Below are 13,924 nucleotides of genomic sequence, written 5' to 3' on the forward strand. Positions count from 1 at the left end.
CAAGACCGTCACAACGTTGTCGCGGCTCGCGCCGCTCCTACCCTGAAGCCTGGGGCTTCATTTGGCGGCGCAAGCCTAACGAACGAAAAATCCCTCCTGCACCACCGGCCCGCCATCGAGCGACACCTCGACGCGGTAGTTGCCGGACTTCCATCCCATCGGCTCGGCGACGCGGAAATCGTCGACGCCAGCGCCCTTGAAGGTCACCGGCTTGGCTTCTTCGTTGAAGACCTTGCCGGCCGGGTCGATCCAGCGCACTTTCAAACGGCCCGGCACGCGTGCCTGCGCGTCGCGGGTCGCGGTCTTGATCGTCACCACCACGGTGTCGCCGGTGGTGAAGCTCTTCTGCCGTTTGGGCAGGTCCTGCGGCCGCATCGCTGCGCTGCCGAGTTCGACGCCGGTGATCGACACCGCCGGCGAGGTCGATACCGCCATGACCGTATTGTCCTTGCCCAGCACGGCGGCCGGCGAGGGCGCTTCGGCCGCGCGCTGCGGCGTCGCGCCCTGGCGTTCGCAAGCGGCCAGCAAGCAGGCGAAGACTACGAGGGATGCGCCAGTGAGGAGGTAAGTCCGGTGTTTCATTCGAGTCTCTCTGTCGCGAAGACGCAGGCGAGGTCGAAACCCCGCCTGCGTCGGCCATGCATGGGCAGCCATGCTTGAGGTGGCCATGTTCGAGATGGCCGTGCTTGAGACAGCCCGGATCGCCGACGGCGACGACCCGGACCTGCCCTTTACTGCGTCGTGCCGATGAGGTCGAAGGGTAGCTCCTGGGCGACGTCCGGTGCCGAGGACGGGTTGCCGACATCGATCAGGGAACTCCAGGTGTCCGCCGACACATCGTACTGGCGGGCGTTGGCGCCGCTGCGGCCGCGCGCGCCGACGACGGTCATCGGCGGGGCGAAGTGCGCGCCGGCGCTGCTGTCGGTGCTGCCCCACACCAGCCAATAACTGCCTGCGCTGAAGAAGCCGCTGCCCGCGCAGGCCGCCGGCATGCTCAGGCGGTTGCGCCAGACCTTGCGCGTGGTGACCGTGGCGCTGCCCGGGGACGGATACAGGCTGTTGCCGGTGCGATAGATCCGCGCATCGGTCGAGGACGCCTGCACGTTGCTGCTGGTGCTGCCGCACAGCAAGGTGCTGCCCGAATCGCCCGGCCGGCCGCGCCAGACCTGCAGGACGCCGGCGGTGAACGGCGAACTGGAACCGCTGTAGCTGGTCTTGTAGGCGTAGACGTCCACCGAAGACAGCGTCCAGCTCTGCCCGCTCGGCACGACGAAATCGTCGGCCACGCGATAGGTGGCGTTGCTGACGGCGTAACCGGTGGTGGTGTTGCTTTCGGCGGTGTTGCCGTTGTTGTTCTGCAACTCGCTCCAGCTCGTGCCCGAGGGCGCGGCGGTGCCGTCCTTGGCGGTGGCGCCGGTGCTGAGGCCGCCGTTGCTCCAGACCACGCCGTCGGACGGGCCGCTGGCATAGCTGCCGGTCAGCGACACCCCGGAAATCGCCGCGTAGGCCTTGATCATTACGTGATACGTGCCGGCCTGGGCGGTGGCGATCGAGCAGGTTTCGGCGTTGCTGCTGCCGTCCGACTTGCAGTCGTAGCTGGCGGTGGTCGGCTTCGCGCCGAACTTCACGTACAGGTCGGCATCGCCGCTGCCGCCGGCGGTGACGAACTTCAGGCCGGTCGCACCGGCCGGCACGTCCAGGGTCCAGAACTGCTCGCTGTCCTTGGCGCCGGCGATGCCGGTCGCCGGCACGCCGTTGCTGAGTACGTTGCCGGTCGGCGCGGCGCTCACCGTCACCGACTTGCTCACCGTGTGGGTGGCGCCGTCGTCGTCGGTCACCTTCAGCGACACGGTGTAGGTGCCGGCGGCCGCATAGGTATGCGAAGGACTGGTGGTGGTCGAGGTGATGCCGTCGCCGAAATTCCATTCGCGTGCGGCGATGCTGCCGTCCGAATCGGTCGAGGCGTCGGTGAACACCGCGGTCAGGTTGGAGGTGGTGAAGGTGAAGGCCGCGACCGGATTGGCGTTGCCCGGTGCCACGACCGTGACCGACTTGGTCACGCTGTGGGTGGCGCCGCCGTTGTCGGTGACCGTCAGCGACACCGAGTAAGTGCCGGCGCTGGCGTAGGAATGGCTCGGATTGGTCGCGGTGGAGCTGCTGCCGTCGCCGAAGGTCCATGCGCGCGAGGCGATGCTGCCGTCGCTGTCGCTGGAGGCATCGGTGAAGTTGGCGGTCAGGCCATTGGTCGCCGAATTGAAGTTCGCCACCGGCGGCAGGTTGCCGGTCTGCGCCTTGTTGCAGGTGCCGGAGAAATTGTCGGTCCAGGTCTTGCCGGCCACCGGCACGAAGTCGCCGGTATAGCCGGTCGCGGTCAGGGTCAGCTTGAGCACGCCCCAGGTATGGGCCTGGCTGGCCTGCAACAGCGTATGGCTGCCGCTGAGCGAGTAGAAATCGCGTCCGCCGGTGCCGACCAGGATCTGGCGCAAGCCGTCGGTCTTGGCGGTGCCGCTGCCGTCCATCTTGCCGTAGCGCTGGTAGTTGTGGTCGTGGCCGACCATCACCAGGTCGGCCTTGGCCGCATACAGGCGGTCGTAGATCGGCTTCACCGAGCTATAGCCGTCGTAATTGCCGCGGCTGATCAGCGGATGATGGAAATACGCCGCGGTGCAGGGCTTGGTGTTCGCGGCCAGGTCGTTGCTCAACCAGGTCAGCTGAGCCGAGGCGACGCTGCCGCCGGACATGGTGTTGAGGGCGATGAAATGCCAGTCGCCGACATCGTAGCTGTAATAGCCCTTGCTGCGATCGCCGGCCGGACCGGTCGCTTGGTCCGTGCCGTTGTAATAGTCGAAATAGCCCTTTGCGCCGGTGGTCTGATAGTCGTGGTTGCCGGGGGTGGGCCGGGTCAGGCCTTTGAATCGGCCCCAGCGCGAGTGGTAGAGGTTGTTGTATTCCGACAAGGTGCCGCTGCCGTAGGCGTTGTCGCCGGCGGTGAAGACGGCGGTCGGGTTGATCGCCACGATCAGGTCCGAGGTCTTGCCGCAATCGGCCGGCGAGCTGTCGCAGATGTCGCCGGCGCCGGCCACGGTCACCGTGGTCAGGTTGAGGTCCTTGGTGCCGAAGTCGTAGCTGTCGACGGTGTAGCGGCTGTCGGGGCTGCCGAAGTACGGCTCGATGACCACGCACTCGCCGCGAAAGGCGCGCGAGTGGAAGGCACGGTCGTTCCAGTGATCGCCCTGGAAGATGTAGCGGTCGCCGCCGGAACTGGTGATCTTGAGCGAGTCGTAGCCCTGCAGCACCAGTTCCTTGAAGCCGACCCGGACCCATTTCGCGCCGGCTTCGCAGACCCGGTTGCCGGGCGAAGCCAACAGCGCCGAGCGCGTGGTCGGCACGCGCTTGGTGACGACATCGTCTTCGCTGAGTTGCACAGTCCGCTGCGCCGCGAACGCGGACTGGGATCCGATCAAGCTTCCGAACAACAACAACGCGCCGAGCGTGATTCGCCGGCGAAAACCGCTTGCACCTGGGGTGGCCATCAGAGTCTCCTCTTAGCTTCCGTGTTTGAAGGGAAGTCGCCCGCGCATCGGTGGCCGGGCGCTGAAGTCGTCGCCCGATCCGCACGCACAGGCCTGTGTCGTCGTCAGGCCTGGTTTCGGCGACCGGTGTAGGTTGTTGCGGAGAAATGCGTCGGCCGACGACTCGGCCGACGCAGTGGGGCGCTGGTTCCCGCGCGAAGCGCGATGGGCAGGCCGGATGCCGCAGGCGGCATCGGCGAGAGAAGGCCGGGGCCGTCGAAAGCGTGCCGGACGAAGACGCGTCGAACAGAAGAACGCCGCACGACAACGTGTCGGACATCGATGACAACAGCGGGTCGGGCGAAGCATTGCCGGATCGGCGGAGTCGGCGAAGCGCTGCTGGCGCCGGCAACGACGACTGCGGTGCCTGATTGCGGACGAGCGGTCTCGCCGCCATTCATGGACATGGTGGTTGCCTCGCATCGAATGACTGAAGTGCACCCCTGTTGAGATGCAGACGGCGCGGCTAGCCGATACCTCAGTTGCGAATGGCCGGATTTCTCATGATCTTTGGTTATTTGACGCGGCCGCGTCGAGAATGAAACAAACGCTGCGAATCAAGGGGTTTCGGCGTACATCGACGGCGCGTAAATCGTGATCGATGCCCGTAATTCATGCCGACTGAGGTGCAGCGGAGACTCGATCCGGCGCGATATGCGGGTCGTGTTTTCTGCGATCGGTCAGCGACGAACGAGTCCGTGCAACGACGAATGCATCGGCAGCGCGACTCGTCGACGCATCGCTAGCGAGGGTGTCCCGCTCCATGGTCAACACGAATCGCCGTAAGTGGGTATTGGGTCTGTCGGCGGCCGCTGCGGCGGCGGTCGCGCTGCCGTATGCGCTGTCGCAACGCGCTCGCCGCACGTCGCACGCAGCGCATGCCGACGCCGGTGCGCAGGCCGCCGACGCGGCGACGCCATCGGCGCCAGCACCGTTCCGGCAACCGCTGCGCATTCCCGGTGCGACCGGCCTGCTCGCCGAAACCCATTTGTCGGCGCCGCTGGTGTTGGCGGCGACGGAAGCGGCGTTTCCGATCTTCGACGGTGCGCCGACCCGGATCTGGCATTACGCCCATGCCGCGAGCACGGGCGTTGGCATCAACCCCTTGTTGCGCATCGACCGCGGCGAGGAGTTGGACGTCAGTCTGGACAACCGCCTCGGCGAGGACACCACGATCCACTGGCACGGCCTCAGCGTCGACGAAGCCAACGACGGCAGCGGCCTGCATCCGGTCGCACCCGGCGAGGGCAAGCGCTATCGCTTCCGGGTCGCCGATCGCGCCGGTCTGTACTGGTACCACGCGCATCCGCACGGACGCACCGGCGCGCAGTTGCAACACGGCCTGGCCGGCCTGCTGCGCGTGGACGACGACGAAGAGCGTGCGCTCGCCGCGCGCCTCGCTCTGCCCTGGGGCGTGCGCGATCTGCCGCTGATGATCTCCGACAAACAGGTGAACGCCGACAACGCCATCGTCTATCGGCAGGGCGCCGACGACTGGATCGGCAACCGGCTGCTGGTCAACTGGACCCCTGAACCCTTCCTCGACGTGTTGCAGGCGCTGTATCGCTTCCGCATCGCCAATGTCGCCAATGCGCGCATGCTGCGGCTCGCTTTCGAGCATCGCGGGCAATCCCTGCCGTTTCATCTGATCGGCAGCGACGGCGGATTGTTGGCGCGGCCTTGGGCGGTCGAGGACGTGTTCCTGGCGCCGGCGCAACGCATCGATGTGCTAGTCGATTTCAGCGCGGTTGCCGCCGGCGAGCGCGTGCTGCTGCGCAGCCTGGAATACCTGGCGATGGAGAACGAGGACGAATCCGGTGCGTTCGCGCCCGACCCGATGGGCGAGCACCCCGGCGCCGCGGCGATGGGCGAGGCCTTCGACCTCATGCAGTTCTGCATCGCCGGTTGCAGCGACACCGCGCCTAAGCCGGCCAAACGTCCGCCGGCGAAGTTGCCCGAGCGCCTGAGCGACCTGGCGCCGCCGCCGGATACGACCGGTTGGACGGTGCGGCCGATCCGGCTGAGCATGAATCAGGAGGGCAGTTGGTTCATCAACGACTGGAACATGCACACGGTCGGCCATGAGCCGATGTTCCGGATCAAGCGCGGCAGCCGCGAGGTCTGGGAGATACGCAACAACATGACCAGCATGCCGCACCCCATCCACGTCCACGGCTTCCGCTTCCGGGTGGTGTCGCGCAGCATCAGCCCGCCCGACATCCGCGGCCGCGCCGTCGCTCCGAAGGGGCTCAATCCGCAGGACACCGGCTGGAACGACACCGTGGTGATCTGGCCCGGCGAGATCGTCCGCATCGCCATCGACTTCGCCCAGGAACTGTCGGGCACGCATCGCTACATGATCCATTGCCACAACCTCGAGCACGAGGACATGGGCATGATGGTCGCCTTCGCGGTGACCAACTGATGCAGCCCTTCCGATCGTCGCTCGGCTCACCGCCAGGAGAACGCCGCGCCATGAACCGCTCCGCCCCTGCCATCGTCCTGTGCCTCGTGTTGTTGCCCGCGGCCTGTCGTTCCGACGCCGAACAGGCCGCGGCCGCGAAGCCGACAGCCGCCCCCGCGCCGACCGCCCTGGACGGTTCGCGCGCGCAAGTCAGCTACATGGTCGGTCTCGACATGGCCAAGCGGCTCGCGCCGATCAAGGACGAGGTCGACATCGACACCGTCGTGAGCGCACTGCGCGCAGCCCATGCCGGCGCACCGCCGCGTCTGGACGAGGCGCAGGTCGCCAAGGTCCGCAGCGACTTCGTCGAACACCTGCAGCGCAAGCGCGAGGCCGGCCGACAGGCACTGGCGCAGAAGAACCTAGGCGAAGGCAGCCGCTACCTGGCCGACAACGGCAAACAAGCGGGCGTGGTCACGACCGCCTCGGGCCTGCAGTACCGGGTCGAACGCGCCGGCCGCGGCGCCAGGCCGGCGGCCGACGGCACGGTGCGGGTCAATTATGTCGGCCGCCTGCTCGACGGCAGCGAGTTCGAGAGCACCTACGCCACCGATCACCCGGCCGAATTTCCGCTCAACCAGATCATGCCGGGCCTGCGCGAAGGGCTGATGCTGATGTCGCCGGGCGCGAAGCACCGTTTCTGGGTGCCGGCGAAGCTGGCCTACGGCGAGACCGGATTGCCCGGCCAGATCGAACCGAACGCGACCCTGGTGTTCGACCTGGAATTGCTCGAGATCGCGCGCTGAACGAGGCCCGGGAATGACGCGAGCGGCGACAGCGTCGTTCGCGTCGCCAGCGCTGGTTCAGTCGGAGAGGGCTTCGCCGGCGGTCAGCGGCAAACGCTTGCCGTCGGGCGTGCCGCGGCTGATCTTGCCGCGCTCGATCAGCAACAGCTCGCCGTACTTGCCGTTCTTGATGCTGCTGTCGATTGCGATCACGCGGCCGTCGAAATAGCTGCCGATGCGTTGGTGCGAGGTATGGCCGACGACGATGCGGCCGACGCCGAGGCGCGCGGCGATCGCATCGACCTGATCCTGGGTCAGGGCCGGGTCGATGAAGTAGCCGCGGTACCAGATCGGGCTGGTCTTGCCGTTGTACAGCGGCATCAACGACGGGTCCTGCTGCCAGACGGTCTTGGGCGTGCCGAGGGTGGCGCGATAACGCTGGTTGATCTGCGCCCGGCTCAGGCCGGATTCGAAATAGCTCGCGGCGATGCCGCCGTGCACGAACAACAGGTCGTTGACCTGGCCGATCACCGACTTGCTGCGCAGCCAACGCCCGAGCACCGTGTCGGGGCCGTACAGCTCGACATAGGAATTGCCGAGCAGGCCGGCATTGCGCTGGTAACCTTCGTTGACGTAGCGCAGGTCGTTGGCCAGCACCATGATCTCGTGATTGCCGAGCAGCAGATGCACCGCGCCGCCGGCCGCACGCGCCTGCTGTTCCAGGCCGTACAGCAGCCACAGGGCCTGGTTGACCTTGGGGCCGCGGTCGAACACGTCGCCGGCGATGACCAGATGGCCGCGACCATAGCGCCAGCGCAGCTTGCGGTCGACGATGCCGTTGTTCTGCAACAGTTGGACCATCAGCTCGTACTGGCCGTGCACGTCCGACAGCGCGGCTATGCGCTCGACGCCCTGCGGCGAGGCCTCGGCCTCGGCTTCGGCCGGGGCGCGTACCGAGACCGGTTCGGCATGACCGCATTGCGCCGGCACCACGACCGGCCAACGCGGGGCCGGGAACGAGCGCTCGACCGGCTTGCCGTCGCAGACCCAGCGCGCCTCGACGCGGTCGGCTGTGTAGCGCAGGTAGGGGCCGTCGTCGAAGCCCGGCATGTTTGCCGTCGTTGTCTTCTCCGACGCCGCAGGCGCGCGTTCCTGGCCTGCGGCGACGGCGGTCGTGGCCGTCAGAGACAGGGCCAGCAGGGTGGAGGCAAGGCGGGAGAGTTTGGTCATCGGGGTGCTCGTGTATTCGCCTGATCGGCATTGTCGCTGTTTGAGGCCGCACTGACGCATCTGCGCCGTTAATGGCCGCAGCCAAGGGTAGGAGCGGCGCGAGCCGCGACCAAGGGATGGGCAGGCATTGCAGTGCCATCGTCACTGATCGAAGCCGCGAACTGTCGCTATCGCTGTTGCTGTTGCTGTTGCTGTTGCTTTGCGCCGCCTAAGCCTCGCGAAGGCCATCGAAGACCCGGAGGGCGGCCTGCATGGATGCAGGCCGTTTTTCATCGGGACAGGGATGTCCCGTATGAAAAATCCCTGCGTCGGCATCGCTCGTGCGGGCCTGTGATTCAAAGAAAAGCATTTTTCTTTGGTTACCTTTCTTTTGTTGCTTATGACAAAAGAAAGTAACCCGCCGCTTTAGTGGCGGAAGCTCTTAGCGTTTGATCTTGTTTGTATGAAAGCCATAAGCAAGTGCAGAGCTTCCGCCCGCTGCGCGGCCGGGTTACTTTCTTTTGCTAAGCCCAAAAGAAAGGTAACCAAAGAAAAGGGCTCTCCTTGCAAGGGCACAGGCCACGAGTTCGGTGCTGACGCCGGGATTTTTCGATAGGACATCCTTGTCCTATCGAAAAACGGCGCACGTCCTGTGCGCCGCCCTCCGGGTCTCCACTTGACCGGCAAAGCAGCAGAGCAGCAAAGCAGATCAAAATCTCGGCAACGGCAACGGCAACGGCAACGGCAACGGCAACGGCAAACTGCGGCTATGGCCACGCGGCGCTCGCTGCCGTCGCCGCCACGCCCGCACCCAAATCAACGGAACCGATACTCGTACTCGATCGCGAACTCGCGGCCGATCGGGCTGTAGGCATCGTAGAAATACGGGAACGAGGTGTTGGTCTCGTCGTCCGGGTGGGTGCTGTTGAACAGGTTGTTGACGAAGAACTTGATCGTGGCCTGGTCGGTGATCTGCTTGCCGATGTTGGCGTTCCAAAGGAAATACACGCCGGTGCGGCCGAGGCCGTTCGCCTTCGGCAGGCTGCCGTAGCGGGTCATGAACAGGCTCGACGACCAGTCGCCGGCGCGCCAGCTCGCACCCGCCCGCAGGCGGCTGCGGAAGTCGAGGTTGGTCGGGTCGTCGCGCCAGTCCTTTTCGATCGGGTCGGTGGCGAACACTTGGCGTTCGGACTTCAGCGTGTGCGACCAGCTCAGGTCGAAACGGTAGTCGCCGTAGCGCTCGGTCTTGAGCCGCCAGTTGACGCTGGCGTCGATGCCGGTGACGCGGCGGTAGGACTGGTTGAGCGGCGCCGACTTGACCTCGGCGATGCGGTCGATGGCTTCGCTGCCTTCCGGGCGCCGTGTCACCAGGGCGGTGACGTTGCGGCAATAACCCGAGTCGGGCCCGAATGCGAACGGCTGGCCATTGAGCTGCTTGCCGGTGCGGCAGCCGGCTTCGCCTTCGAGGATGCTGGTCGGGCTGAGCCGTTCGATCGCGCCGTCGAGTTCGATGCTCCAGTAATCGGCGGTGACCGAGAAGCCGTCGAAGACGTCCCACACGGCACCGACGCTCCAGGACTTGCCGGTTTCCTCTTCCAGGTTCGGGTCGCCCTCGGTGAAGCTGAAGACGTTGTAGCTATAGCCCGAGCAGCCCGGGTTGGCGCCTGCGGCGATGCAGCGCCAGGGGTCGACCGCGCTGCCGAAGCTGCCGCTGCCTTCGCTGAAGACCCAGTGCAGGTCCGGTGCCTTGAAGCTGGTGGCGTAGGCGCCGCGGATCAGCAGATTGTCGGTCGGGCGCCATTCCAGGCCGGCGTTCCAGGTCTTGGCGTCGTCGACCGCGGTGATGTCGTCGTACTTGTCGAAGCGGCCGGCCAGGCTGCCCTTGAGCGTGCTCAGGATCGGGATGCTGAACTCCACGCCCGCGGCATAGCGGTCGCGTTCGCCGCCGCCGTTGGTGCCGGTGAGGTTGTAGAGCTGGACCACGCCGGGCTGCACGCGCGCATCGCTGGACAGGTCGTAGCCCTGCGAGCTCGCTTCCAGCACCGTGGCGACGCCGACCGGGCCGGCCGGCAACTCGAACAGATCGCCGGTGAGCACGAAGCTGGCGGTGTTGACCCACGACTCGGCCTCGTACTTGGCGAGGGTGGAGATCGACTCGTATTCCTCCGGCGTCATCGGCCGGTACCAGCGCGGTAGGTTCAAGCGATAGATCGGCACGCCGTTGGGACGGGTGCCCAGTTGCTTGCCGAAGAAATAATCGTTGACCAGGTTGCCGACCATGCGCCGGCGGGTGCGTTCGAACTGGTACTCGGCGCGGCTGACGGTGGCGTCCCAATCCCAGCCGTCGCCGATCTTGCCGCGCAGGCCGAGCGCGACGTCGAGCGAGCGCTCGCGGTAGTGCTGGTTCATCTGCTCGACGCCGCCGAGATCGACCGGGGTCAGCAAACGCGTGGGCGCGATCACCGCGTTGAACTGCGGGTCGTAGAAATCGCCGCGACGGCCGACGCCGTCGGTATGCGGACCGGTGATGCTCTCGAAGCCGCCGAGCGACTCGACCCGCGAGCGCCAGGCCTGCACCGAACCCCAACCCTGCAGGTCGTCGGAGAAATCCCAGGTGCCGAACACGTACCCGGCGAGTTCGTTCTTGCCCTTGCTCAGGTGCTGGTAGCCGACGTCCTTCCAGGTGCCGCAGGCATCGCCGAGGCTCTGCACGTTGCCGGAACTGATGCGCTTGTAGGTGTGGCGTTGGAACTCGTCGCCCCAGCGCTCGCAGGTGCCGGCCGGCGGCGCGATCAGCGGACTGCTGCTACTGCTGCTGCCGCGGCGGATGCGCAGACCGGCGTCGGGCTGCACGCCGAGCCGCGGGTCCGGGCTCGGATTGGCGCGCAGGTCCCAGTCGTCGCGCTGGAAGCCGTACAACAGTTCCTGGTTGTAGGCCTGGAAGGCGTAGGTGACGCCCCAGCGCTCGCCGGTCTTGCCGCCGGTCCATTGCAGGTCGAAACGGTCGCGCCCTCCCATGGTGCTGCTGCCGGCGCGCAGCTTGACCTCGTCGCCCTGGTAATTGCGCTTGAGCACGATGTTGACCACGCCGGACACCGCATCGGCGCCGTAGATGGCGGACGCGCCGCCGGCGAGTATTTCGATGCGCTCGACCGCGCCGGACGGAATGTTGCCGAAGTTCTGGAAGTTGCTGCGGCCTTCGTACGGGAAGGGGTAGTCGGCGGCGCGGCGGCCGTCGATCAGCAACAGCGAACGGCCGGGGCCCAGGCCGCGCAGGTTGAGCGGATGGGCGTTGGCCGAGAAACCGCCCGACAGTTCGGTTTCGACCGCGCCGTTGGCCATCACCAGGGTTTCCAGCGCCTCGAACACGGTGGCGTGGCCCTCGCGTTCCATCTGTTCGGCGGTGATCACGGTGACCGGCGACGGGCCTTCGATTTCAGCGCGTTTGATGCGCGAACCGGTGACCTGGATCGCCGCCAGTTCGGTCGGATCGGGCTCCGCCTTGGCCTTGGCCGCGGGCTCGCGCGAGCTCGCCGGCTTGGCCTTGGGCGGCGCCGGTTCGCGCGCAGTCACTATCGCGATGACGCCGCTCTGGGTGACGCGGAAGCTCAGGCCGCTGCCGGCAAGCAGGCGGGTGACCGCCTCGCGGGTGGTGTAGCGGCCGGACAGGGCTGGGGCGATGCGGCCGCGCACCAGGTCCGGCGGAATCAGGATTTGCGCGTCCGACGAGGACGCCACTTGGTTCAGCGCCGCGGCCAGCGATTGGCTCGGCAAGGCGTAGTGATGCGCGCTGTCCTGCGCCTGCTGGGCGAGCGCCGGCGCCGCGGCGACCAGGGTCGACAGACCGAGCGCCAGGCTCAGCGCGACCGACAACGGGCGCCGAGCGCAATGCGTGTGCGCGCTCGTTTTCAGTGTGTGTCCCGGATCGGCCCCCGCCGATGCCTGCTTGTTCGAATCCGTACCGTTAGACCGACTGCTTTGTGCTGCGCGACGCTGTGAAACGATCCCCATTGCAACGCTCCCCGATGAGTGACTGCGAACTCGATCCTTCGACTGTTGTCCTTTCCCCACCGATGTAGACGCAGCTTGCCACGGATCCCTCACTCGCCTTTCGGCAGGCTTGCCGGCGGCCGGCCGGTGCCGTAGCGTCCGCTTGTCCGATAGCGGGGGAGGGGTCATGAACAGCGGCGAAGCCGGCGATACGCTGGGTGCTTGCGATGCCCCGTGCGTTGCCGATCTGCCGCTGCTGATCGCCCGTTACCGCCCGGCCCTGGTCCGCTATTTCTCGCGTCATCTGCAATCGGCCGACGATGCCGAGGACCTGGCCCAGGAAGCCCTGGTGCGCCTGGTGCGGATGCCGTCGCTGAGCGGCGTGCTCAACGTCGAGGCCTTCTTGTTGCAGATCGCCTCGAACCTGCTGCGCGACCGCTTCCGCCGCGACAAGAGCCATCAGGTGCTGCAGCACGTGTCGATCGACGAGGTCGCCAAGGACTGGCCGAGTGAGGACCCGCACGGCGAATGCGTCTACGAAGGTAACCGCCGCCTGCAGGCGTTCCTGGCGGCGCTGGACGAGTTGTCGCCGCGCTGCCGCCAGGTGTTCCTGCTGCAGCGCTACGAAGGCCTGACCTATAGCGCCATCGCCAAACGTTTGGAGATCAGTGTGAGCGCAGTGGAGAAAAACATGATGCGCGCCTTGCTGCATTTCGATACGCGTCTGGGAGGCTCGTGAAACCACCGCGTCTCAACGTGATCGAGGGCGGCGACCCGTTCCGTCGCCAGGCCGCGACCTGGTTCGCGCGCCTGCGCGCCGACGACGTCGCCGAAAGCGACCGCCAGGGCTGGCAGCACTGGATGGCCGCCGATGCGCGCCATCGTGCCGCCTATGAGCGCATCGAGCGGCTGTGGTCGGCGGCCGGCGAGCACGCCCAGCATCCGCAGATCGCCGAACGCCTGCGCGATGCGGTGGTGCCGGCAGCGCCGAAGCGCCGCAGCCGCGCGCCTGTCGCCTGGGCGCGCTATGCCCTGGGCGCCGGCGCGCTTGCTGCGGTGTTGGCCCTGGCTGCGGTGGTGCCGCGCTGGTTGGAGCGGCCCGTGCCGGAGACCGTGTATGTCACCCAGGTCGGCGAAAGCCGCACCATCGCCCTCGATGACGGTTCGCGCGTCAGCATGGACACCGACAGCCGCCTGGTCGTCGATTTTTCCGGCGCCGAGCGCCGCATCGTCCTGGATCGCGGTCGCGCCTATTTTCGCGTGGCCAAGGCCAAGCGGCCGTTCCTGGTGCATACCGAGGATGGCAGCGTCCGCGCGGTCGGCACCGAGTTCGAGGTTTACCGGCGTAACGACACGACCGAGGTCGCCCTGGTCGAAGGCCGGGTCGCCTTGTTGGCGGCGCCGACCGCCGATGCCGGACAGGCTGCGCTCGGCACGCTCGACCCCGGGCAGAAGGCGCGCTTCCGCAAGCACCAGCCGCTACACCGGTTGGCACCGGCGGCGCCCGGCGCCTTACCGACCTGGTTGTCGGGCAAGTTGGTGTTCGAAGACCAGGCCTTATCGGCCGCGGTCGCCGAATTCAACCGTTATAGCCGCCGGCGCATGGTCCTGGGCGGCGAGCAAGTCGCGCGCCTGCGTGTCAGCGGCGTGTTCCGCAGCGACGACCCGCATGCTTTCGTCGAGGCCTTGGAGGAGTTGTACCCGGTCGCGGTCGACGAGTCCTCAGGCGGCGATATCGTCATCGCTGCGCGGCGTTGATTGGGGGAAGGGCTTGCCCTATCGCCCCTCAGCTGGATGTGTGGTGGTTTTGGCGGGTTTCGCCGCAAGACCGAAGCTGCGCGGTCGCGACTGACGTCGCTCCTACAAAAGTTATCGCCGTTGCCGCGAAGATTCTGCTGTTGCTGTTGCTGTTGCTGTGGCTGTGCGTCGTTTCGCACTAGCGAAGGCTAGAGAAGACCCGGAGG

Annotated in this window: 8 protein-coding genes; 4 read left to right on the forward strand and 4 right to left on the reverse strand. The window is 66.7% G+C overall.

The window, feature by feature from the left end:
• Positions 1–75: 75 nt before the first annotated feature.
• Complete coding sequence (locus LC490_RS13900) at positions 76–582, reverse strand: hypothetical protein (protein ID WP_223620535.1); 507 nt, start codon at positions 580–582, stop codon at positions 76–78.
• A gap of 149 nt (positions 583–731) precedes the next feature.
• Complete coding sequence (locus tag LC490_RS13905) at positions 732–3,425, reverse strand: PKD domain-containing protein (protein WP_223620536.1); 2,694 nt, start codon at positions 3,423–3,425, stop codon at positions 732–734.
• Between the two features lie 910 nt (positions 3,426–4,335).
• Here LC490_RS13905 and LC490_RS13910 point away from each other — a divergent pair.
• On the forward strand, positions 4,336–5,997 hold the full coding sequence (locus tag LC490_RS13910) for a multicopper oxidase domain-containing protein (protein ID WP_223620537.1): 1,662 nt from the start codon (positions 4,336–4,338) through the stop codon (positions 5,995–5,997).
• Positions 5,998–6,047: 50 nt separating this feature from the next.
• Positions 6,048–6,782 carry an FKBP-type peptidyl-prolyl cis-trans isomerase gene (locus tag LC490_RS13915; protein WP_051885418.1) on the forward strand — a complete coding sequence of 245 codons (735 nt, stop codon included), beginning with the start codon at positions 6,048–6,050 and terminating at the stop codon, positions 6,780–6,782.
• Positions 6,783–6,839: 57 nt separating this feature from the next.
• On the opposite strand, the gene LC490_RS13920 is transcribed toward LC490_RS13915, so the two are convergent.
• Complete coding sequence (locus tag LC490_RS13920) at positions 6,840–7,991, reverse strand: metallophosphoesterase (RefSeq protein WP_223620538.1); 1,152 nt, start codon at positions 7,989–7,991, stop codon at positions 6,840–6,842.
• Positions 7,992–8,786: 795 nt separating this feature from the next.
• Positions 8,787–11,843 (reverse strand): TonB-dependent receptor, encoded by a 3,057-nt coding sequence (locus tag LC490_RS13925; protein WP_223620539.1) that lies wholly within the window; start codon positions 11,841–11,843, stop codon positions 8,787–8,789.
• 304 nt (positions 11,844–12,147) lie between these two features.
• Here LC490_RS13925 and LC490_RS13930 point away from each other — a divergent pair, with 304 nt between their 5' ends.
• Together LC490_RS13930 and LC490_RS13935 are read left to right on the forward strand one after the other, a co-directional pair.
• Entirely contained in the window at positions 12,148–12,699 is a 552-nt protein-coding gene (locus LC490_RS13930; RefSeq protein ID WP_223620540.1) for an RNA polymerase sigma factor, read from the forward strand.
• A complete protein-coding gene (locus tag LC490_RS13935) occupies positions 12,696–13,718 on the forward strand; it encodes a FecR domain-containing protein (RefSeq protein ID WP_051885436.1) in 1,023 nt (340 codons plus the stop codon). Before LC490_RS13930 ends, LC490_RS13935 begins: the two co-directional genes overlap by 4 nt.
• Positions 13,719–13,924: the final 206 nt, after the last annotated feature.

Origin of the sequence: Lysobacter sp. ESA13C, assembly GCF_019970005.1 — a bacterium.
Taxonomy (GTDB): domain Bacteria; phylum Pseudomonadota; class Gammaproteobacteria; order Xanthomonadales; family Xanthomonadaceae; genus Lysobacter; species Lysobacter antibioticus_B.

Bases quoted from the DNA above. Each gene is read 5' to 3' on its own strand.
- LC490_RS13910 (WP_223620537.1), top strand. From the start codon at position 4,336: ATGGTCAACACGAATCGCCGTAAGTGGGTATTGGGTCTGTCGGCGGCC.
- LC490_RS13915 (WP_051885418.1), top strand. From the start codon at position 6,048: ATGAACCGCTCCGCCCCTGCCATCGTCCTGTGCCTCGTGTTGTTGCCC.
- LC490_RS13920 (WP_223620538.1), bottom strand. From the start codon at position 7,991: ATGACCAAACTCTCCCGCCTTGCCTCCACCCTGCTGGCCCTGTCTCTG.
- LC490_RS13900 (WP_223620535.1), bottom strand. From the start codon at position 582: ATGAAACACCGGACTTACCTCCTCACTGGCGCATCCCTCGTAGTCTTC.
- LC490_RS13930 (WP_223620540.1), top strand. From the start codon at position 12,148: ATGAACAGCGGCGAAGCCGGCGATACGCTGGGTGCTTGCGATGCCCCG.